This window comes from Phytohabitans aurantiacus (assembly GCF_027923225.1).
Lineage (GTDB): Bacteria > Actinomycetota > Actinomycetes > Mycobacteriales > Micromonosporaceae > Phytohabitans > Phytohabitans aurantiacus.
This window is the reverse complement of record NZ_BSDI01000006.1, coordinates 107,676-128,807: the sequence shown is the minus strand read 5'-3', so window position 1 is coordinate 128,807 and position 21,132 is coordinate 107,676. Positions and strand designations below refer to the sequence as shown.

The following is a 21,132-nucleotide window of genomic DNA, read 5'->3' as shown; positions in this document are numbered from 1 at the left end:
CAGCCCGCACGGAGCGACACGATCAGAGGATGACGTCGGCGGAGTCCCGCGCGCTGGGCCGGATGTTCCGGCATTTCGCGCTCAAGGAGTTCCACGGCCATTCGGCGCGATACGAGTACCTTTCCGGCGTCGTGGCCGACCGGCCGGACCTCGCGGCGCCCCTGCTCGCCGCCCCGCCGGGCCAGCGCCGCGCGATCCTCTATTTCGCCGCTGTCCAGTACCTCTTGCGCACTATCGCGCGCGATCACCCGCTGTCGGCGTATTTGCCGGTGCTCGGCGGCACTCGCGGCGTGGACAGCGAGTTGCCCGCGGCGCTGGCGAGTCTCGTGTCCGCGCACCGCGACTCACTTACCGCGCTGTGCGCGACCAGGACGACCCAGACGAACGAGGCGCGGCGCGCCGCTCTGCTGCGGCCCGGCTTCGGCCGCGCGGCGGCCCTCGCCGGCGGGCGCTCCCTCAGCCTGGTCGAACTCGGCACCAGCGCCGGCCTGCTGCTGATGAGCGACCGGTACGCCTGCCGTTACGAGCACGGCGCCCGCGCCACCACCTACGGGCCGGCCGGTGGGCTGGCGATCACCTGCGAGGTGCGCGGCGAGCGGTGGCCGGAGCCCGCCGCTGGACCGCTGCCGGTCGCGGGTCGGGTGGGCATCGACCTCGCGCCCATCGACGCCGCGGACGCCGGCGCCACCGACTGGCTACGCGCGTGTGTCTGGCCGGAGCAGACCGACCGCCTGGCCCGGCTCGACGCGGCGCTGGCGGAGGTGGCGCGGGCACGGCCGGCGATGCTGGCCGGCGACATGGTCGAGACCCTGCCGCTCGCGTTGTCCACTGTGGATGATTCCGCGGTGCCGTGCGTCTTCTCGTCGAACGCCATCACGTATCTGCCCGACGCCGACCGCCGGCGGCTCGTCGCGACGCTCGCCGAGGTTGGCGCGCGCCGAGACCTCACGGTGCTGTTCAACGAGGCGGCGCCCTTCGGCGCCGAGATGTTCATCGGGCGCCGTCCGGCCGAGGCCGGACCGCGCGGCGTCCTCGCCGTCGGAGTGCTCACCCTCGTCGCGTGGCGGGATGGCCAGGCCACCGTGGAGGTCCTCGCCCGGACCGGCCCGCACGGCCAGTGGTTGGAATGGACTCCGAGGGTGTACGGGTACGCGCCTCGCGTGTAGCACGCGGGTGGCTTGATTGTCCGGGTATCCACAGCGTGGCTGGTTGTCCACAGCTCGACCGGTTGGCATTTGTCAGAGCTGATGGGCTGACACCGTCACTGCCATGACGAGGGAGAGGCAGGCGGTCGGCGCGTACGGCGAGCGCCGTGCGGTGGAGCACCTGACCGAGGCGGGCCTGCGCGTCGTCGCCCGCAATTGGCGATGCGCCGACGGTGAGATCGACATCATCGCGTGGGACGGCCAGGATCTCGTGTTCTGTGAGGTCAAGACCAGGCGCACGGTGGAGTTCGGCCTGCCGATCGAGGCGATCGTGGGTGCCAAGGCGGCACGGTTGCGGCGGCTGGCGGTCCAGTGGCTGGCATCCCATCGCGTTCAGGCTCGCGACATCCGCTTCGACGTCGTGTCGATACTGGCTCGCAAGCGCGGCCCCTGGCGCATCGAGCACCTGCGGGGAGCGTTCTGAATGAGCTACGCCAAGGTGCTCTCGGCCGGGCTCGTCGGGGTCACCGGCCACCTGATCGAGGTGGAGGCCCACCTGGCGACCGGCCTGCCCGCACTGGTGCTGTCGGGCTTGCCCGATACCGCCCTCCACGAGGCGCGCGATCGGGTCCGCGCGGCGATCATCAACTCCGGTCAGGAGTGGCCGTCCCGCCGCATCACCGTCAACCTGCTGCCCGCGACGCTGCCGAAGCGGGGCTCGGTCTTCGATTGCGCCATCGCGGTGGCGATCCTCGCTGGCGCCGGTGTGCTGCCGCTAGCCGCGTTCGACCGGGTGGCCATCCTCGGCGAGTTGGGCCTCGACGGCGCCGTTCGCCCGGTTCGCGGTGTGCTGCCGATGGTGGCGGCCGCGCTGCGCGCCGGGATCACGCGCGTGGTCGTGCCGCTCGGCAACGCGCAAGAGGCGGCCATCGTTCCCGGCGTACTGGTGAAGGCGATCGACACGCTGCACCGGCTGATCGCGTTCGTTCGTGATGGCGTGCCGATGCTCGACCCGTCTGATCAGGGGGTTCCCGCGCACGGCGCACCCGGTCCCGACCTCGCCGACGTGGCCGGTCAGCCGCTCGGCCGGCGCGCCATCGAGGTCGCGGCCGCCGGTGGGCACCATGTCGCGATCTTCGGCCCGCCGGGAGCGGGAAAGACGATGCTCGCCGAGCGCCTGCCATCGATCCTGCCCGAACTCGACGACGAGGCCGCTCTCGAAGTCACCGCACTCCACTCGATCGCTGGCGTCCTCCCGCCGGGCGGTCGCCTCCTGCGCCGGCCGCCCTTCCAGGCTCCCCACCACACCGCGACCATGCAGTCGCTGGTTGGCGGCGGCAGCGGGCTCGCCAAGCCGGGCGCGATCTCGCTGGCGCATCGGGGCGTCCTGTTTCTGGACGAGGCGGCCGAGTTCAGCGGGCGAGCACTCGACGCGCTGCGGCAGCCACTCGAATCCGGTCGCGTGCTGCTGCGGCGGGTCTCCGGTGCCACCGAGTTCCCGGCTCGCGTGCAGCTCTGCCTCGCGGCCAACCCGTGCCCGTGCGCCCGTCCCGCCGGCGATGTGTACTGCGAATGCAGCCCTCGGGTTCGCCGGCGTTACCTGAGCCGGCTGTCCGGCCCGCTACTCGACCGCGTCGACGTCCAGGTGATGTTGCCGCCGGTGACAGCCGCCGATCTGCTGTGCGCCGGCGCGCCCGGTGAGTCGTCCACCACCGTGGCCGATCGCGTCGCCAAGGCCCGTGCGGCGGCGGGCGCGCGCTGGTCGGCGAAGGCGTGGCGCACCAACGCGGAGGTGCCGGGTCCAGCCCTGCGCGGTGCCGATTGGCGCCTGCCAGCACGCGACACCACTGCTCTGCTGCGGCTGCTGGACTCCGGTGCCCTGTCCGCGCGCGGCTTCGACCGGGTCGTCCGGATGGCCTGGACCATCGCCGATCTCGACGGTCGACACCGGCCGGGGCGCGAAGACGTCGCCGAAGCGATCCAACTCAGGATGGGTGTGCTCACATGACAGAGTTGATTGACGCTCTCCTCCCCTTGCGCATCGCCCGCATCGCACTGCACTGGCTGGTCGAGCCCGGCAACGCCGCCGTGCACCGCATGGTTCGCCGATACGGTCCGGTGCGGACCCTCGACAAGCTGCTCGACGGCGACATGCCCGACCAGGAACTGCGTGGTTCGGTTGCGGCGCGACTCAAGGCCGGTGACCCGTATGAGGTGGCCGCCGCCGCCATCGCACGCGCCGACGAGTTGGGTGCCCGCATCGTGACCCCGGAAGACGTCGAGTGGCCGCATCAGGTCGACGACCTGAAACACCTCCTGGAAATCCCCTCCGACAACCGGATCGACCGCGACACCGCACCGCCGCTGTGCCTGTGGGTGCGCGGGCCGCTGCCGCTGGCCGAGACACTCGACCGGTCGGTGGCGGTGGTGGGCGCCAGGGCCGCCACGGCGTACGGGGAGCACGTGGCGACTGGTCTCGCGTTCGGGCTGGCGGAGCGCGGCTGGACCGTGGTGTCCGGCGGGGCGTACGGCATCGACTCCAGCGCGCACCGCGGCGCCCTGGCTGCGGGCGGGGCGACGGTGGCGGTGCTGGCGTGCGGCGTCGACCGGCCGTACCCGATGGGAAACACCTCGTTGTTTGATCGCATCGCCGAGGCGGGACTGATGATCAGCGAGTGGCTGCCGGGCGCCGACCCCGTGCGGCACCGTTTCCTGATCCGCAACAGGGTGATAGCGGCCGTTACGCGGGGCACCGTGGTCGTCGAGGCGGCGGCCCGGAGCGGGGCCAGTCAGACGCTGCGGCGCGCGCAGGCGCTGGGCCGCCGGCCCATGGCAGTACCGGGTCCGGTGACGTCCGCGATGTCGGTGGGCTGCCATCACCTGCTGCGCGAGCATCCGCAGATCCGCCTCGTCACCGGCCTGCCCCACGTGCTCGAAGAGGTGGGCAGCATCGGCAACGACCTGGCACCGACGCCACGCGGGCCCGACCGGCCACACGACGTGCTCGACTCGGAAGCCACCATGGTCTTCGACGCGATGCCGCTGCGCCGCCCGGCCGGCCCGGACGCGCTGGCCGCCCATGCCGGTCTCGACATCCGCACCGTGATGCGCAAGCTGTCGCTGCTGGAACAGCTCGGCTTCGTCGTGCGCCGCGACGGCGGCTACATCCTGGCGCCCAAAGAGCGCGAGAGCAGCACGCCCGGCGAGCGCAAGGGCAGCGCGCCCAACGAGAGCGAGCGCCGCGCGGCCGACGAGCGGGAGGGCGGCGCAGCCGACGAGCGGGAGGGTGGTGCGGCCGACGAGCCCGAGGGCGGCGTGCCGGCTTGACTAGGTGCCGGGCGACGTTCCACGGTCAAGTGGTGAAGCGCAAGAGCCGCAGCATCCAGGCCATCCATGAGGGCCTGCCCGCGCCGATGCGCGACGCGGTCGACGAGTTCGCGCGGCACCTCGCCACGGTGGAAGACCGTTCGGTGCACACGGTGCGGGCATACGTCGGCGATGTGGTCTCGTTGCTCGATCACGCGGCGCTCATGGGCAGCGGCGCACCCGGTGAGATCGACATCGCGGTGCTGCGGAGCTGGCTGGCGAAGCTGCGCACGCTCGGAGCGGCCCGCGCGTCGCTGGCGCGGCGTGCGGCATCGGCGCGCACGTTCAGCGCCTGGGCGCATCGGGCCGGTCTGCTCGCCACCGACGTCGGCGCCCAGCTCGCCAACCCCAAGGCGCACCGCGAGCTGCCCAACGTGCTGCGCGCCGATCAGGCCGAGACGCTGATGACGGCGCCCGGCGACGATGCGGACCCGGTGGTGCTGCGCGACCGTGTCCTTCTGGAACTGCTCTACGCGACCGGCATCCGCGTCAGCGAACTGTGCGGGCTGGACATCGCCGACGTCGACCGGGGTCGGCGGGTCGTGCGGGTGCTGGGCAAGGGCAACAAGGAGCGGTCGGTGCCGTACGGAGTGCCGGCCGAGAAGGCACTCGACGTCTGGTTGCGCCGTGGCCGCGGCGCGCTGGCCGGACCCGACAGTGGGGACGCCCTGCTGCTTGGCGCGCGGGGCGGCCGGCTGCAGACCACCGTCGCTCGCCGGATCGTGAGCGGGTACGCCCAGGCGGCCGGACTGCCGCGTACGAGCCCGCACGGCCTGCGTCACTCGGCGGCCACACACCTGCTCGAAGGGGGCGCCGATCTCCGGGCGGTGCAGGAGCTGCTCGGCCACTCCTCCCTGTCGAGTACGCAGATCTACACCCACGTCACCGTCGAGCGGCTGCGCGCGGTGTATCGCCAGGCCCATCCGCGCGCCTGACTACGCTTGGTCGATGGCGGCCATCGAAGGCGTCCCGGTGAGCTGGGAACGCATCAGGGAGTGCTTTTCGCTGGACCCCTCGATCGCGTACCTCAACCACGGCGGGCGGGGCGCGATGCCGGTGAGCACCCAGCGGGCCCTCCAGCGGCTGCGCGACGAGGCCGAGTCGAACCCGATTCTCTTCTTTCGTGACCTGCCGCAGCGGATCGCGCACACCCGCCGGCACCTCGCCACCTTTCTCGGCGCCGACCCGGACGGCTCCGCGCTCGTCGGCAACACCACGATGGGCACCGCCGTCGTGCTGCAGTCGCTGGGTCTACGAGCCGGAGACGAGGTGCTGCTGACCGACCACAGGTACGGCGCGGTGGCCCTCACCGTCGACCGGGAGTGCCGGCGCAGCGGGGCTGCCGCGCGGACTGTGCGGGTGCCGCTCGACAGCACCGACGACCAGATCATCGCGACGCTCGGCGACGCGCTGCGACCGGGGCGGACGAAGCTGCTGGTCGTAGACCAGGTCAGCTCGGCGACCGCTCGCCGCTTTCCGGTCGAGAAGATCGCGGCGGTGGCCCGCGAGCAGGGCGTGCCGGTGCTGGTGGACGCGGCCCACGTGCCCGGGATGCTGCCGGTGGCGGTCGATGAGATCGGTGCCGATTTCTGGGTGGGCAACCTGCACAAGTGGGCGTACGCACCGCGCGGCACCGCGTTGCTCTGCGTAGCGCCACGCTGGCGAGACCGGATCGAGCCGCTCGCCGTCTCGTGGCAGCAGGAGAGCGGCTTTCCGGATCGGGTGGAGTGGCAGGGGACGCTGGACTACACGCCCTGGCTGGCCGCGCCCACGGGTCTCTTCACGCTGCGCACGCTCGGCCTCGAACGCGTGCGCGAGCACAATGCCACGCTGGCCGCCTACGGGCAGAAGGTGGTGGGCGGCGCGCTCGGCCTGGCCGGGGGCGACCTGCCCGACCCTGGTGCCCCGGAGGTCGCGATGCGGATCGTGCCGCTGCCCGGCGGCCGGGCGAGCACGATCGACGACGCGATGGCGCTGGAGGCCCGGATCGCGGACGAGCTGGCGACCGTGGTGGCGGTCTTCTCCTGGGACGGTCGCGGGTGGCTGCGGCTGGCCGGGCAGGTCTACAACGTGCGAGCGCAGTATGAGCGGCTGGCCGAGAGCCTGCCCAGCATCCTGCGCGGCTGAGCTGGCCGGCCATGCTGGCTGAAGGACGCCGTGTCCCCCCGCGCCGCGCGCCGGCTCCAAGGCGAGCGGCAGCAACCGGACCCGGCCGAGGCCCAGCAGGGCGAGCGGGTCGAGGTATTGACCGGCTCGGCGCAGGCCCCAGTGCAGGCAGGCGGCCTCGGCGCACCCGGGGTGGCCGCCGAGCAGGGCGCCGATCGGCTCTCCGGCGCGCACCCGGTCGCCGGCTCGCACCGCCGGGACGACCGGCTCGTAGGTGGTGCGCAGGCCGCCCGGGTGCGTCACGCTGACCACGCCACGGCCGGCGATGAACCCGGCGTAGTGGACGACCCCGGCGCCGGCAGCGCGGACGGTGGCGCCCGGTGTGGCGGCAAGGTCGACACCGCGGTGGCCAGCCAGCCAGGGCTGGGGCGGCGGGTCGAAGTCACGCGTCACGCGCGGCGCCCCGTCGAGCGGCCAGCGCCAGTCCGCCCCGGCGGGCCCAAGGAGAGCGGGCCAGCGCGCAGCCTCGGCGGGCCCAAGGAGAGCCGGCCATCGCGCAGCCCCGGCGGGCCCGAGCAAAACCGGCCAGCGCCCAGCCCCAGCAGGTCCAAGGAGGACCGGCCAGCGCCCAGCCCCGGCCGGAGCGAGAGAAAGCAGTGCAGCCAGAAGAAGACTCATGCCGGGCAGCCTGCGCCCGAGTCATCCGCCCAGCAACCGCCGATCACCCGCCCTGTGGAAAACCGCGGACGCTGTGGAAAACCTCCGCGAAGCGAGCCGATCTGCTATGGGTCAGCCGCCGAACCCGGTCTCGGTCGGTAACGAGATGTCGGGTTTCTCCAGCTCTTCGACGTTGACGTCCTTGAACGTCATAACCCGGACATTCTTGACAAACCTCGCCGGCCGGTACATGTCCCAGACCCAGGCGTCCTGCATCTCGACCTCGAAGTAGACCTCGCCGTCCGAGTTGCGAACGTGCAGGTCAACCTGGTTGGCGAGGTAGAAGCGACGCTCCGTCTCGACCACGTAGGAGAATTGGCGGACGATGTCGCGGTACTCCCGGTAGAGCTGCAGCTCCATCTCGGTCTCGTACTTTTCGAGATCTTCTGCGCTCATCACACTCCGCCTTCCATGGCCACATCTTCCCCCACCAGCGCTGGTGGCCGTGCCTGCTCGTCCAACGCCACGCCGACGGTACTCCCTGGGAGGCTCTGGTGCGCTACTGGACGCCGAGCGCGGGGCGGACGGGAGTCGCGACCCGAGACAGCGGCCACATTGACGTACGAGAAGCGATGCTCCAGACACGGACCGTGACGCTCCAGCGCGGCGCGGTGCTCCGGGGTGACGTACCCCTTGTGCTCGTCGAACCCGTAATCCGGGAACGTGGCGTGCAGGTCCACCATGATCCGATCTCGGGTGACCTTGGCCAGCACGCTGGCCGCCGCCACACACGCCGCGACCTGGTCGCCCTTCCAGACAGCGAGACCGGGCACACCGAGGCCGTCGACGCCGAAGCCGTCGGTCAGCACGTACTCCGGGCGGGTGGTGAGCGCCGCCAGTGCCCGGCGCATCGCGAGCAGATTGCAGACGTGCAGGCCGCGGGCGTCAACCTCGGCCGCCGGGATCACCACGACGGCGTACGCCAGTGCCCGCTTGACCACCTCGGCGTACACCCGTTCGCGCGCGGCGGGCGTGAGCAGCTTGGAGTCGGCCAGTTCCTCGATCTCGCCCCGCCGCCCCTCGGGCAGTACCGCGGCGGCCGCCACCAGCGGACCGGCACAGGCCCCCCGCCCGGCCTCGTCGGCGCCGGCGACGATCCGGAACCCTCGCCGCTGGAGCGCCCGCTCCAAGGCATAGATCCCGCCCTCGCGCCGGACCACCGTCCGCGGCGGCGTCAGCACGGCGCCTCACCACCATCCGCGTGTGCCAGCACCCGACGCAGCAGAGCGCCCAGGTCATCGGGGTACACCACCTCGGTGGTCGCCTCCAGATCGGCCATGCCCCACCACCGGTGCCCGTCGATCGAACCCTGCTCCACGTCGTCGAACCCCGTCGTGTCGACTTCCCAACTCGGCACCCGGAGCAGGAAGAAGTCCTGCCGCTGCCGATACCAGACACCGTCGAACGGGTACTCCGTGACCTCGCTCCAGACCGGCTCGCCCAAGCGCTCCGGCGGCACCCGCAGGCCGGTCTCCTCGGCCAGCTCGCGGGCGGCACCCATCACCGACGGCTCGTCGTCGTCGAGACCACCGCCCGGCGTGAACCAGTATCGGTGGTGTGGCCTGGCCGGATCGAAGCCCCTGAACATCAGAACCCGTCCGGCCCCGTCGACGAGCAACACGCGTGCGGCCCGGCGCGGTGTGAAGTCCACCGCCCCAGCCTAGACACGTCTCGCGCTAGCCCGTAGGCGCGGGGATCGAGTCGAAGCTATCGGGTATCGAAAGCCACTTGGCCCGGCCGACGGGCCAGAAGACGGTGAACGCCCGCCCGATGACGGCGTCTTCCGGGATCGTGGCGGAGTTGATGTCGCGGGTCCGCTCCCAGTGCTCCAGCGAGTCGCCGGACGCCGACCGGTGGTCGCCCATCATCCACAGCCGGTCCTTGGGCACCGTGATGTCGAACGGCTCGTCCGCGGGCAGGTCGGTGGTGCCGCCTTCGGAGTACAGGTACGGCTCGTCGAGGGGCTGACCGTTGATCGTGATGCGCTGCTGGGCGTCGCAGCAGACGATGTGGTCGCCCTCGGTGCCGATGACCCGCTTGATGAAGTCTTCGCCGTCCGGGTTGCTGCGCCAGTCAGCGGGCGCCTCGAACACGATGATCTCGCCACGCTTCGGTGAGCGGAAGTCGTAGACCAGCTTGTTGACGAGCACCCGGTCGTAGATGTCGAGCGTGTGCTCCATTGACGGCGACGGGATGTAGAACGTCTGGAGGACGAAGGCCCGCACCAGCACGGCGACCAGGATGGCCACACCCAGCAGGATGGGGAGCTCGCGCCAGAAGGAATTCTTCTTCTTGCCGGTCTGCTCGTCAATCACGGACGGAGCCTACGACGGCGACCTGGCAACCAACGACGGGCACGCGCGGAGAAGAGCAAAGAGCCCACGATCGGCAGGACAACCGCGACACCTCCGGGATTCGGCTGGCTCACCGGCGGCGCCATCGCCGCGACTTGGGGTACACCGTCGAACGTGGACGGTACGGAGAGCCCGTTCCAGCGATCGTACGGCCAGACGATGATGAACGCGCGCCCGATGACGTTGTCGATCGGCACCTGCCCCTGGCATCGCGAGTCTTGCGAGACGAGCCGATGGTCGCCCATCACGAAGAGGTTGCCCGGCTGCACGGTGATCTCGTCGAACCGGCGCGACCGGCACTCCTGCGGGTTTGGCGGCAGGTTTGGATCGGAGTTCTCGATGACGTACGGCTCGTCGATCGACTTGCCGTTGACCTGAACCCGACCCTGGTCGTCGCAGCATTGGACACGGTCGCCGGGAACGCCGATGACGCGCTTGATGAAGTCTTTCTCGCCGGGGCGGCTCACGCCGACGAGGTCGCCCACCGTGCGGCCGAGCTTGGCGCCGAAGCCGAGCTCGGGCTCCTGGAACTCGGGCGTCCAGTTGGGAGGCCCGCGGAACACCACGACCTCGCCCCGCTGCGGGTCGCGGACGTCGTAGACGACCTTGTTGACGAGGACCCGGTCGCCGACGAGCAGCGTGTCCTCCATGGACCCGGACGGGATGAAGAACGCCTGGAGCAGGAAGGTGCGGATCAGCACCGCCAGACAGAACGCGACGATCAGCAGCAGCGGCAGCTCCTGCCACAGCGGCATCTGCTTGCGGCGCTCTCGCTCTGGCTCGTCGCTTCGCCGCCGGCCACCAAGCCCCGCTGGCCGGCGCCACGGATCATCGTCGTCGGGCTCCACCGCGCGCATCCCCCGTACCCGAGATACAGCACTACCGCCCGCGGCACTTCCTCCTCGGAAGGTCGGCGAGCGGTAGTCCGGAGGCATCGCGCCGCCCGCGCGACCGCCGCGGACGTAGCGTTCTTCGTACGTCACCGCGGCTAGCGTAACCGGACGGCGCACCAAGCGGCCAACGTCAGACCGAACGAAAAACGGGCTATACGCAAACGCCCGGTCAGAAATCAGCGCAGGGTGAGAAGAAGGCTCAGCTAGCCTGCTTCTCGCGGCGCTCCTTGATCTTCGCCGCCTTACCGCGCAGCTCACGCAGGTAGTAGAGCTTGGCACGGCGGACGGCGCCACGGGTCACGACCTCGATGCGGTCGATGGCCGGGCTGTTGACCGGGTAGGTGCGCTCGACGCCAACGCCGAAGCTGACCTTCCGGACCGTGAACGTCTCGCGCAGGCCCCCGCCCTGGCGACGAATCACGACGCCCTGGAAGACCTGGACCCGGGAACGGTTGCCCTCGACGACCCGGGCGTGCACCTTGACGGTGTCACCGGCGCGGAAGTCGGGGATGTCGGTCCGCTGCGACTGGGCGTCCAGTGCATCGAGCGTGTTCATCGCTGTGGTTTCCTCGTGGCTCGTCGGGGCGATCATCACCCGGGTGGGACCGGGCACGACGGGCACACCGAAGCGGCGCCCGGTCGTGGCAACCTCACTACTTTGCCACATCAGGCCCCGGTACCTGAAATCCGGCCCCGGTGAGAGCCGCGACATCGCGCTTGTCCAGGGTGTCGGGGTCCAGGTCCGCGAGGAGGTCAGGCCGCCGCTGTGCGGTGCGCAACAGCGACTGGTCGCGGCGCCACCGTGCGATCCGGCCGTGGTCACCGGACCGGAGGATCTCGGGTACCTCGTGCCCGCGCCACTGCGGCGGCTTGGTGTACACGGGCGCTTCCAGCAGGCCGTTCGCGTGCGACTCCTCGGCGAGCGACTCGGCGTTGCCCAGTACGCCCGGCAGCAGCCGGACGATCGCCTCACACATGACCAAGACCGCCACTTCACCGCCGAAAAGGACATAGTCCCCCAGCGACACCTCCGATACCGGCATCCGCGTGGCGGCGTGGTCCAGTACCCGCTGGTCGATCCCCTCGTACCGGCCGCAGGCGAAGATCAGATGCGGCTCGGCGGCGAGCTCATGCGCCACCTTCTGGGTGAACGGCGCTCCGGCGGGAGTCGGCACGACCAGCCGCGCCCGCCCCTCGGCCCTGGGGGCGAGCGCGTCGAGCGCCTCTCCCCACGGCTCCGGCCGCATCACCATGCCCGGTCCCCCACCGTATGGACTGTCATCGACGGTCCGGTGCACGTCGTGCGTCCAGGTGCGCAGGTCGTGGATGGTGACGTCGAGCAGTCCGGAACCGCGTGCCTTGCCGATCAGCGACAGGTCGAGCGGCCCGAAATACTCGGGAAAGATCGTCACGACATCCAGCCGCATTAGTTTTTGACCTCCGCATGGTGGCGGATGTATCCGGTTTCACGAGGGCGCATCGTCTTACCCATGAACGGATCACCCGAGCAGGCACTCTACGTGCTGGGCCAGGCGGCCGATGTGCGAGCCCGGGCCGACGCCACGTGGCGCTCGGCGATCAAGCACGCCCTCGCCAGCAACGTTCCGGTCGAGCAGATCGCGAGCCGCGCCCACACGTCGATCGACATCGTCCTCGCGATCGTCAATAGTCCTCAGCGACGTGGCGGATGTTTCTACCGCAACGCCGGGGCATGGTGAGAGCCATGTCACCCCTCAACGTGACCGCCACCCGCTGCGAAGCGCTCTTCGTGTCCGCGATCCAGGACTCCGACGAGCCGAGTGCCGAGCAGGTGCGAGCGGCGGTCCTCCGCGCGATCCGGGACTACGGCGTCCGGAACTGTGTGGCGCGGGTGGCGCAGGAGTTCGGCGACCACCCCGACGCCGCTGTGGCCCGGATGCGCTGGGCCCGCGACGAGATCCAACGCGCCTACACCCCCAAATCACGAGGATGGTCGACCCGAACGACCCCTCACCTGATGGCCGCCTCCGCCCTGCCTCCGGTCAAGGCGGCCTGAGCAGCCGGCCAATCCCCCCGGCCGGCCAGCCCCGGGTGGCGGAAATGTAATCGCCTCCCCGCCACCCGGGGCATCTCATTCACCGCTCCGCGGCGATACGCTCACCCCATGTCCCCGGGGGTACCTTCTCCCGTGTTCGTGGGACGGCAGGCCGAGATCCAGCGGGTGTCCGAGCTGGCCCGACAGGCCGCCTCGGGACGTGGCGCCGTCGCACTGGTCGAGGGCGAGCCGGGCATCGGAAAGACGACCCTCCTCGACGCGTTCGCGATGACGTGCGGCCGGCTCGGGATGCGGGTGCTGCGAGGCGCCGCCGAAGATCTCGAGCAGCGGCTGCCGTTCGCGACGATCGGCACGTGTCTGGGCTTGCGGGCGGGCCCGCACAGCAACGCGGACGGCGACGGGGCACGCGTGGCCCGGCTGCTGCGCGGCGAAGACGCCCTCGGGCAGAGCGTCAGCGCCGCCAATCACGAGTTCGCGGCCACCGAGGCGATCCTGGAGCTCATGGACCGGTGGTCGACCGCCGGTCCCGTCGCGCTGATCGTCGATGACGTGCAGTGGGCCGACCCGCCCAGCGTCCTGGTGCTCCACCGCCTCGCCCAAGGGATCCGGCAGCAGCCGCTCCTCCTGGTCGTAGCCGCCCGCACGGCGGCGGAGAGTGAGGCGGTCGCGGGGCTGGTTCGCGGTCTCACGGCGCGCGGCGCCGATGTCCTGCGGCTCGAACCCCTGCCCGAGACCGCGGTCGCGACGCTGGTCGAGAGGCTGCTGGAGATGCCCGCCGGTCCCGCGCTCTCCGGACTGGTCGCCCGCGCCGGCGGCAACCCGATGTACGTGACCGAGCTCGTCGACGCCCTGTACCGCGAGTCGGTCATCGCCGTCGAGGACGGTGTGGCCGAGGTCAGCGGTCAGACCGAGGCGCCGCTGCCGGGCTCGCTCGTCGAGGCGATCGCGCGACGGCTGGACTTCCTGCCCCGCCAGGGCCGAGACATCCTCGAGATGGCCGCGGTACTGGGGCCGGCCATCGACGCCGGTGAGCTGTCGGCGGTACTGGGCAGCCCGCTGGTCACCGTCTCCGAGACGCTGGTGCGGGCCATCGAGGCCGGTCTGCTGGTCGACACCGGTGAGCAGCTGGTCTTCCGGCACGATCTGATCCGGGAAGCGCTGGCCGAGCACCTGCCGGAGACCGTGCGCACCGCGCTGCGGCTGCGCGCCGGGCAGGTGCTGGCCGCGGCGGGCGCCCCGGTGGAGCGGGTCGCCGAGCACCTGCTCGCCGGCACGGTACTCGATCCGCAGACCGTCGGCTGGCTGGTACAGCAGGCAGACGCCCTCATCGTGCGGGCGCCGCGGCTGGCGGTACCGCTGCTGCGCAGAGCCCTTGCCGCGCTGGACGGTGCCGATCCGGCGGCGCCCGCGCTGCGACTACATCTCGTGCGCGCCCTGCTCTGGGACGGCGACCCGGCGGCGGCCGAGCAGGCCGCGCGCACCGCGCTGCTCACCGACGGCGGCGCCGCCCTCCGCTGGCTGCTCATGCAGGCGTGCTTCCGGCAGGGCCGGCTCGACGAGGCGGTGGTCGTATCCGAAGACGCGCTCCGCCTGCCGGAGCTGTCGGCGGGCGAGGCCGGCCGTTTTCAGGGGTTCGCGGCGTTCTGCCTGTTCTATCTGGAGCGGTTCGACGCGGGTGAGCTGGCGGCGCGGCTCGCGGTGGAGGAGGGCGAGGCGGAGCAGGACGCTCAGGCTGTCGGGCTCGGCTATCTGGGGCTGTCCGCGCTGCGGTTCGCGGAGGGCGACATGGTCAAGGCGCACGCGCTCGCCGACCGGGCCCTGCTCGCCTTCCACGGCGGCATCCGGCCGGACCTGCAGGCCGACCCGTACGCGATGCGCGGGTACTGCCTGCTGGAGCTGGACCGGTTCGACGAGGCGGACGAGGCGCTCGCCACCGCAGTGCGGCACAACCAGGCCACGGGCGGCGTGTACCTCGCGCTCGCCTACGCCCTGCGAGCCCGCATGCGGCTGCTCGACGGCCGGTGGGACGACGCGCTCGCCGAGATCGAGGCCGGCCTGGACGGCCCGGACCCGCTCGGGCAGGCGCCGGGGCTGCGCGCCATGGCGGCGCTGGTCGCGATCCGGCGCGGCACCTATCAGGCGGAGCGCGAGGAGTTGCCGGAACCGGACGATGGCGTCGGCGGCCGCAAGTACGGATACCTGACGCGGTGGGCGCAGGCGCTGCTGGAGGAGTCTCGATCCGATCCGCGGTACGCGCTCGACCTGCTGTATCCGGTCTGGGAGCGGGCGTGGGGGCTCGACCAGCGGCGGGTGATCTATCGGATCTGCGCCGACCTGGCGCGGCTCGCCGCCGTCGTCGGCGACCACAAGCGCGCCCTCGACCTGGCGACCACCACCGAGGCGCTCGCCGCCAAGCAGCCGACCCGCGGCCTGACCGCGACGGCGCTGCTGTGCCGTGCCCTCGCGGAGCCGGCCCAGGAGCCGGCGCCGTCACCGCGCGGCGTGGCGGAAGGCCAGCGGCCAACTGGCGCGGCCCCGGACATGCTGCTGAGCGCCGCGCGGGCGTTTGAGGGGTGGCCGCTCTACGCCGCGCTGGCTTCCGAGGAGGCGGCGGTCGCCCTGGCCCAAGCGGGCCGGGAAGCGGAGGCGCGGGACGCGCTCGGCACGGCGCTGGGCGGCTTCGCGGCGCTGGAGGCGACCTGGGACGCGGCGCGCGCGGAGGCCCGGCTGCGGCAGCTCGGTGTCCGGCGTGGACGGATGGGGCGCCGCAACCGCCCCAAGCACGGCTGGGAGGCGTTGACCGACACGGAGACCCGCGTGGCGCGGATGGTGGCGGAGGGCAGGTCGAACCCCGACATCGCGGCCAGGATGTTTCTGTCGAGGCGCACCGTGCAGACGCACGTGTCGAGCATCCTCGCCAAGCTCGACCTCAGCTCGCGGGTGGAGGTGGCGATCAGCGTCTCGAAACGGGTTTCAGACGCCTAGAACCTCAGAGGTCCAGCAAGCCTTCCGGCGGGTCGACGACGACGCGTCCACCGGCCAGGTCGACCTCGGGCACGATCGCCTTGACGAACGGCACCAGCGCGGTGCGCCCCTCGGGCCGGCGCAGCACCAGCATGTCGGAGGCCGGCGCGTGGTCGATCCGCACCACCTCGCCCAGCGTCTCGCCCGACGTGGTGACGGCGGCCAGCCCCACCAACTGGTGGTCGTTGAACTCGTCCGGGTCGGTGGGGTCGGCGATGTCGGCGCTGTCGACCGACAGCACCACGCCACGCAGAGCCTCGGCGACGTTGCGGTCGTACACGCCTTCGAAGACGACGATCAGGCGTCCCTGGTGCGCGCGGACGGCCTCGACGGTGAGCCTGTCGGGCACCCTGTAGGCGGCGGGGTCAGACGGTGACGCCCCCGGCTCGGCGATCAACACCTTGCCGGGGGCGAACCGCTCGTCGGGATCGTCGGTGCGCACCTCCACCAGGACCTCACCGCGAATGCCGTGAGGCCGGCCGATGCGCCCGACGGTCCGAAGATCCATGCGGATCAGTAGGAGTCGACGATGTCGACCCGGACGCCGCGTCCACCGATCGACCCGATGACCTGGCGCAGGGCCTTGGCGGTGCGACCGCCGCGGCCGATGACCGTGCCGAGGTCTTCGGGGTGCACACGCACCTCGAGGCGCTTGCCGCGCCGCGAGTCGACCATGCGGACCCGGACGTCGTCGGGGTGATCGACGATGCCCTTGACCAGGTGCTCCAGCGCGGGCCGGAGCGCCACCTCAGCCCTGCTCGCCGGAGGCGGCACCGGCCTGCTCCTCGGTCTTCTCAGCCGGCTTCTCGGCGGGTGCGTCGGCCGTGGCCTTCGCCGCCTTGGTCGCCTTCTTCGCGGGCTTCGCGGCGGGGGTGTCGGCCACGCCAGCGGCAGCCTTGGCCTCGGCCTCGTACGCCGCCTTGCGGTCGGCGCGCGGCGCCGCCACCAGCAGCGGCGGAGGAGCCGGCAGGCCCTTGAACTTCTGCCAGTCGCCGGTCTTCTCCAGGATGCGCTGGACGGCCTCGCTGGGCTGGGCGCCCACGGACAGCCAGTACTGCACGCGCTCCGACTTGACTTCGATCACCGAAGGGTCTTCCTTCGGCTGGTAGATGCCCACGTACTCGATCGCACGGCCGTCGCGCTTGGTGCGCGAGTCGGCGATGACGATGCGGTACTGCGGGTTGCGGATCTTGCCCATCCGCAGGAGCCGGATCTTAACGGCCACGGTTGCTTTCGCTCCTGTGTGATTCGGGTGAGCAGACGGACGCCACGTGGGGTTGTGACGCCGGAGGCTCGTGGACTGGCGGCGCGTCCGGGTTAGAGGGCGCGGACGCACGCCGATACCAGCAACCTATTCTGCCAGACCCGCTCTCGGGGGTCGGTCCCACCCCACCGGTACCTCCTGTGGCGGCTGCCACGCGGGGTCGGGGACGAAGTCGATCCAGGAGCCGTCGAACGGGAACTCGCCGGCCTCGGCGACCTTGATCACACGCTCGCCCTCGGCGCGCACCGCCGCCTCGTCGGCCACCCAGTAGTGCTCCGGGAAGGCGAGCCGCTCGACGAACTCCTCCTTGTCCTTCCACTCCCACCGGTGATCGGGCCAGACCACCACGTCGAGATCCTGGTCGACGATGTCGATCCCCGCCGTGCCGCCGTCGGTCCAGCGCGTACCCGGCTCTTCGAGGTTGACGTACCAGTTCTTGAACCGGCCGGCGTCGTCACGGAACCACCAGACGGAGTGGTGGACACCGCTGGGCAGGAACTTCAGCACCGGCGGGCCGGCCCAGATGCCATGCGCCAGCCGGTACGACGTGGTGATCCACTCACTGAACGGCATCGCCCGCATGCCCCGCCCGTCGGCGGCCACCTCGTTGACCACCGGGGTGCCGCGCGCGATCCACAGCAGCAGGCCGCGCTCGTCGTCGCTGACCACCCGGGCGGGGCGGACCCACCCGATCCGGCCACGCCGGACGTTGCGGTGCAGGATCAGCTGCCCCGGCGTGAACCGCATCAGTACGCGCGCGCCAGGATCGCCACCAGGTCGGGCTCGTCTTCGGAGTCCGGTACGGAGCCGTCGGCGCGCACCAGGCACCGCACGGTCACGCCCTTGCCGTTGGCCTCGGCCTCGCCCGCCGACCCCACCTGCGACCACGGCACCCGCGCCCAACCGGTGCTCGACGCCTCGATCGCGTCGGCCAGCGTCGAAACCTCCACGGTGCGCGACGTGCGCAGGGCGAGCGCCTCGTCGTGCAGCGCCTGCTGGTCGGCCTCCAGCGCGGAAAGCACGCGCGACACCACGTCGGGCACCGCCACCGGGGTCTTCGATCCGTCGGTGCGGCGTACGACCACCGCGTTGCCCGCCGCGAGGTCGCGGGGGCCCACCTCGACGCGTACCGGATAGCCCTTGAGCTCGGCGTCGACGGCCCGGCGCCCGAACGGCGTGTCGACCCGGTCGTCGAACCCGACCCGGACCCCGGCGTCACGCAGAGCGTCGCGGAGCTTGGCCGCCGCCTCGCGGACGCCGTCGCCGTCCTTGACGATCATCACGTACGCCTGCACCGGCGCCAGCCGTGGCGGCACGCGCAACCCGTTGTCGTCGCCGTGGCACATGATCAGACCGCCGAGCATGCGGGTCGAGGTGCCCCAACTCGTCGTCCAGGCGTGCTCCTGGCTGCCGGTCGCCGACGAGTACGTGATGTCGAAGGCGCGGGCGAAGTTCTGCCCCAGCTCGTGCGACGTGCCGAGCTGCAGAGCCTTGCCGTCACCCATCATGCCTTCGAGCGTGTACGTGTTGGTGGCGCCCGCGAACCGCTCACCAGCTGTCTTGCGCCCGACCAGCACCGGGATGCCGAGCACTCCGACCATGAAGTCCTCGTACACCTCGTGCAGGATCTTGCGGGCGTAGGCGCGGGCGTCGGCGTCGGTGGCGTGCGCCGTGTGCCCCTCCTGCCACAGGAACTCGCTGGTGCGCAGGAAGACCCGCGGCCGCAGCTCCCACCGCACCACGTTGGCCCACTGGTTGAGCAGCAGCGGCAGGTCGCGGTACGAGTCGACCCACTTCGCCATGAACTCGCCGATCACGGTCTCACTGGTGGGGCGCACCACGACCGGCTCGGCCAGCTGCTTGCCGCCACCGTGGGTGACCACGGCGAGCTCCGGCGAGAAGCCCTCGACGTGCTCCGCCTCGCGACGCAGGTAGCTCTCCGGGATGAAGAGCGGGAAGTACGCGTTTTCCGCGCCAGCCGCCTTGATCCGGTCGTCCATCTCGGCCTGCATGCGCTCCCAGATGGCGTAGCCGGTCGGGCGGATCACCATCGTGCCGCGCACCGGGCCGTTGTCGGCCAGCTGCGCCTTGGCGATCACATCTTGGTACCAGCGGGGAAAATCCTCCGCACGGGGAGTGAGCACGCGTGCCATGAGGCGACATCCTATCCAGCCCCGGCGCAACCCGATCCGGCACCGGCCCGTGTCCCTTTCAAAGACACGATCGAATAGGCGGTGGGGATGGCAGAGGCCGACGGGTTCGACGCGTTCTACCGGGACACGTCCAGACGCCTGTTGCGCTATGCGTACGGGCTGACCGGCGACCCGGCCGAAGCGCAGGACCTGGTACAGGAGGCGTACGCACGCGCGTGGCAGCGCTGGCGACGGGTCAGCCGGTACGACGACGCGGAGGCGTGGTTGCGGCTGGTGGTGACCCGGCTGGCCGCTGACCGCTGGCGGCACCTGCGGGTACGCCGGGCCCGCGCCGCCGTGTCCCGGCCGCCGGCGCCCGCCGCACCACCCTCGGAAGACACGGTGCTGTTGGTCAAGGCCATGCGCACGCTGCCGGCGGCGCACCGTCGGGCGCTCGCGCTGCACTACCTGCTGGACCGCTCCGTCGCCGAGATCGCGGCCGAGACGGGCGCGACCGCCGGCACGGTCAAGTCCTGGCTCTCCCGCGGGCGAGCCGGCCTCGCCGCCACTCTCGGCGACCTTGTGCCGCAGCCAGTACGAGGAGGTTCCGCGGATGCCAACTGATCTGGACCGCATGTTCACCGCGCTCGGCCGCGACGCCGACGACATCCCGCTCGGCGATCCGTCGACCGCCCGGCGCAGGGGCGAGGGCCGCAGGCGTGCCCGGTTCATCGCCGCCGGCCTCGCCACGGCTTGTGTACTGGCCGCTGGCCTGACCGGCGGGTCGTGGCTGGCGCGCGACGCGGCCGGCCCCGAACCGGTGGCCCCGCCCCCGGATGGTCCGGTCCAGCTCGGTCCGGCACGCCCGCTCGGCGACGAGATCCGGTACGGCGGCCAGCAGGTCCGGTTCGGGCTGACCGCGATCGCGGGGAACCGGGCGTACGCCGGCTGGCAGGAGGAGGACGGCACGTTGCGGGTGGCCGCCGCCGACCTGGAGACCGGGAAGGTCGCCTGGCCGGCACGCACGCTCGGCGAGTTCGACGACTCGAACGGCATCATCGCGGTGCCGCGGGCGCTGCTGGCGATCGGGGAGCGCAACGACGGCACGGTCCCGGATCAGCAGTTGTACGTGGTCGACCCGGACACCGGCCGGACGCGATGGGAGCTTCCCTTCGACATCAACGGGGACGACCTGCTCTTCTACGACTCCGTACTGGTACACGTGACCGAGGCCGGCGCCATCTCGGCGCGTGACTGGGACAACGGCAAGGTCGTGTGGGACGAGGCCGCCCCGGCCGATCCGCCGGTCGCGAGCCTGGGCATGTACGGCCCGACCGACGCCCCGCCCGGCAGCTCCAACAGCGCGTTCCCCGCACACCTGAGCGATCCCCGGATCCTGCAGATCACCGCCGGTGGAGCACTCGTGGTACGGGATTCAGCCACCGGCGCGGTGCGCTCCACCCGCCCGGGAATCGGCATCGGCGCCGATTCGCACTATCTGGCGTATGACGGGCGGCTCTACGGCACGCATCGCGGTATGGGCCCGAACAGGGTGGTCGTAGCCGAGGTAGACGGCGACGGGGCGGCCCGGGAGCTGAGCAAAGCCGCGTCGGGGCGCAGCTATCTCGACATGGTCCCGTGCGGCGACGATCGGATCTGCCTGCTGGAAGGAAAAGGGCTGGAAGAGTCCACCGAGATCGCCGCCGTGGACGTGGCCAGCGGCCGGGAAATCTGGCGCAAGCCGGCGCCGAACGGAGCGCAACAGTTGGTACCGGGTGGCGCGCGGGTCCTCGTGGCCGGAATGGCGGGGACGTCGGGCGAGACGTCGAGCGCGCTGTTCGATCACGACGGCACGCAGTTGCTCGGCGAGGCGGACCAGCGGGCGGCTCTTGCCTGGGTCTCCACCGGCACGCTGCTGTCATTCGGCAACGGCAAGCTCGCCGCCGTGACCGCGGCCGACGGTTCACGCCAGGAGTTGGGTGACAGCCCGCTCAAGGACCTTCAGACTCCCCGGTTCTGCTCCTGGACCCACCTGCGGCTGGTGTGCCCGGGCCTCACGGGCTTCCAGGTGTGGGACATCGCTCCCCGCTGAGCGG

23 protein-coding genes and 1 pseudogene are annotated in these 21,132 nt (G+C 71.5%); 11 read left to right on the top strand and 13 right to left on the bottom strand.

Features of this window, described 5'->3' with window-relative positions; translation table 11 throughout:
* Window positions 1-29 precede the first annotated feature (29 nt).
* From QMG73_RS07575 to QMG73_RS07550, 6 genes are all read left to right on the top strand, one after another.
* Entirely contained in the window at window positions 30-1,166 is a 1,137-nt protein-coding gene (locus QMG73_RS07575; RefSeq protein ID WP_281893341.1) for a DUF2332 domain-containing protein, read from the top strand.
* Between the two features lie 103 nt (window positions 1,167-1,269).
* Window positions 1,270-1,629, top strand: a complete 360-nt coding sequence (locus QMG73_RS07570; protein ID WP_281893340.1) for a YraN family protein — start codon at window positions 1,270-1,272, stop codon at window positions 1,627-1,629.
* Complete coding sequence (locus QMG73_RS07565; protein ID WP_281893339.1) at window positions 1,630-3,153, top strand: YifB family Mg chelatase-like AAA ATPase; 1,524 nt, start codon at window positions 1,630-1,632, stop codon at window positions 3,151-3,153.
* Complete coding sequence (gene dprA, locus QMG73_RS07560; protein WP_281893338.1) at window positions 3,150-4,472, top strand: DNA-processing protein DprA; 1,323 nt, start codon at window positions 3,150-3,152, stop codon at window positions 4,470-4,472. Before QMG73_RS07565 ends, dprA begins: the two co-directional genes overlap by 4 nt.
* 86 nt (window positions 4,473-4,558) lie before the next feature.
* Window positions 4,559-5,446 carry a tyrosine recombinase XerC gene (locus QMG73_RS07555; protein WP_281893385.1) on the top strand — a complete coding sequence of 296 codons (888 nt, stop codon included), beginning with the start codon at window positions 4,559-4,561 and terminating at the stop codon, window positions 5,444-5,446.
* A gap of 13 nt (window positions 5,447-5,459) precedes the next feature.
* Window positions 5,460-6,638, top strand: coding sequence for an aminotransferase class V-fold PLP-dependent enzyme (locus tag QMG73_RS07550; protein ID WP_281893337.1), 1,179 nt, complete (start codon window positions 5,460-5,462; stop codon window positions 6,636-6,638).
* Window positions 6,639-6,701: 63 nt separating this feature from the next.
* Here QMG73_RS07550 and QMG73_RS07545 read toward each other — a convergent pair.
* From QMG73_RS07545 to trmD, 8 genes and pseudogenes are all read right to left on the bottom strand, one after another.
* A pseudogene (locus tag QMG73_RS07545) lies at window positions 6,702-7,295 on the bottom strand (murein hydrolase activator EnvC family protein); the annotation flags it as partial.
* A gap of 111 nt (window positions 7,296-7,406) precedes the next feature.
* Complete coding sequence (locus tag QMG73_RS07540) at window positions 7,407-7,730, bottom strand: DUF2469 domain-containing protein (protein WP_265252411.1); 324 nt, start codon at window positions 7,728-7,730, stop codon at window positions 7,407-7,409.
* Window positions 7,730-8,515, bottom strand: coding sequence for a ribonuclease HII (locus QMG73_RS07535; RefSeq protein WP_281893336.1), 786 nt, complete (start codon window positions 8,513-8,515; stop codon window positions 7,730-7,732). Before QMG73_RS07535 ends, QMG73_RS07540 begins: the two co-directional genes overlap by 1 nt.
* Window positions 8,509-8,985: an NUDIX hydrolase gene (locus tag QMG73_RS07530; protein ID WP_281893335.1), complete on the bottom strand. Its 477-nt coding sequence runs from the start codon at window positions 8,983-8,985 to the stop codon at window positions 8,509-8,511. The genes QMG73_RS07535 and QMG73_RS07530 overlap by 7 nt, the downstream gene beginning before the upstream one ends.
* A gap of 25 nt (window positions 8,986-9,010) precedes the next feature.
* Complete coding sequence (gene lepB / locus QMG73_RS07525) at window positions 9,011-9,649, bottom strand: signal peptidase I (protein WP_281893334.1); 639 nt, start codon at window positions 9,647-9,649, stop codon at window positions 9,011-9,013.
* Window positions 9,646-10,545, bottom strand: coding sequence for a signal peptidase I (lepB, locus tag QMG73_RS07520; RefSeq protein WP_281893333.1), 900 nt, complete (start codon window positions 10,543-10,545; stop codon window positions 9,646-9,648). The genes lepB (QMG73_RS07525) and lepB (QMG73_RS07520) overlap by 4 nt, the downstream gene beginning before the upstream one ends.
* A gap of 235 nt (window positions 10,546-10,780) precedes the next feature.
* Window positions 10,781-11,137 (bottom strand): 50S ribosomal protein L19, encoded by a 357-nt coding sequence (gene rplS / locus QMG73_RS07515; protein ID WP_265252416.1) that lies wholly within the window; start codon window positions 11,135-11,137, stop codon window positions 10,781-10,783.
* Between the two features lie 97 nt (window positions 11,138-11,234).
* Window positions 11,235-12,008 carry a tRNA (guanosine(37)-N1)-methyltransferase TrmD gene (trmD, locus tag QMG73_RS07510; protein ID WP_281893332.1) on the bottom strand — a complete coding sequence of 258 codons (774 nt, stop codon included), beginning with the start codon at window positions 12,006-12,008 and terminating at the stop codon, window positions 11,235-11,237.
* A 63-nt stretch (window positions 12,009-12,071) separates the two neighbouring features.
* Here trmD and QMG73_RS07505 point away from each other — a divergent pair, with 63 nt between their 5' ends.
* From QMG73_RS07505 to QMG73_RS07495, 3 genes are all read left to right on the top strand, one after another.
* The gene (locus QMG73_RS07505) at window positions 12,072-12,299 is read left to right on the top strand and encodes a hypothetical protein (RefSeq protein WP_281893331.1); all 228 of its coding nucleotides are present in this window, start codon (window positions 12,072-12,074) and stop codon (window positions 12,297-12,299) included.
* 5 nt (window positions 12,300-12,304) lie between these two features.
* Window positions 12,305-12,616 (top strand): hypothetical protein, encoded by a 312-nt coding sequence (locus tag QMG73_RS07500; RefSeq protein WP_281893329.1) that lies wholly within the window; start codon window positions 12,305-12,307, stop codon window positions 12,614-12,616.
* Window positions 12,617-12,724: 108 nt separating this feature from the next.
* Window positions 12,725-15,601, top strand: a complete 2,877-nt coding sequence (locus QMG73_RS07495) for a helix-turn-helix transcriptional regulator (RefSeq protein ID WP_281893328.1) — start codon at window positions 12,725-12,727, stop codon at window positions 15,599-15,601.
* 4 nt (window positions 15,602-15,605) lie between these two features.
* Here QMG73_RS07495 and rimM read toward each other — a convergent pair whose 3' ends face one another.
* From rimM to proS, 5 genes are all read right to left on the bottom strand, one after another.
* Window positions 15,606-16,148, bottom strand: coding sequence for a ribosome maturation factor RimM (gene rimM, locus QMG73_RS07490; RefSeq protein WP_281893327.1), 543 nt, complete (start codon window positions 16,146-16,148; stop codon window positions 15,606-15,608).
* Between the two features lie 5 nt (window positions 16,149-16,153).
* Window positions 16,154-16,414: an RNA-binding protein gene (locus QMG73_RS07485; protein WP_281893326.1), complete on the bottom strand. Its 261-nt coding sequence runs from the start codon at window positions 16,412-16,414 to the stop codon at window positions 16,154-16,156.
* Entirely contained in the window at window positions 16,389-16,865 is a 477-nt protein-coding gene (gene rpsP / locus QMG73_RS07480; RefSeq protein ID WP_281893325.1) for a 30S ribosomal protein S16, read from the bottom strand. The genes QMG73_RS07485 and rpsP overlap by 26 nt, the downstream gene beginning before the upstream one ends.
* Before the next feature lie 126 nt (window positions 16,866-16,991).
* Window positions 16,992-17,651 (bottom strand): DUF402 domain-containing protein, encoded by a 660-nt coding sequence (locus QMG73_RS07475; protein WP_281893324.1) that lies wholly within the window; start codon window positions 17,649-17,651, stop codon window positions 16,992-16,994.
* Window positions 17,651-19,057: a proline--tRNA ligase gene (proS, locus tag QMG73_RS07470; protein WP_281893323.1), complete on the bottom strand. Its 1,407-nt coding sequence runs from the start codon at window positions 19,055-19,057 to the stop codon at window positions 17,651-17,653. The genes QMG73_RS07475 and proS overlap by 1 nt, the downstream gene beginning before the upstream one ends.
* An 87-nt stretch (window positions 19,058-19,144) precedes the next feature.
* On the opposite strand from proS, the gene QMG73_RS07465 reads away from it, so the two are divergent.
* Both QMG73_RS07465 and QMG73_RS07460 read left to right on the top strand, forming a co-directional pair.
* Window positions 19,145-19,660: a SigE family RNA polymerase sigma factor gene (locus tag QMG73_RS07465; RefSeq protein ID WP_281893321.1), complete on the top strand. Its 516-nt coding sequence runs from the start codon at window positions 19,145-19,147 to the stop codon at window positions 19,658-19,660.
* Entirely contained in the window at window positions 19,650-21,128 is a 1,479-nt protein-coding gene (locus QMG73_RS07460) for an outer membrane protein assembly factor BamB family protein (protein ID WP_281893320.1), read from the top strand. Before QMG73_RS07465 ends, QMG73_RS07460 begins: the two co-directional genes overlap by 11 nt.
* Window positions 21,129-21,132: the final 4 nt, after the last annotated feature.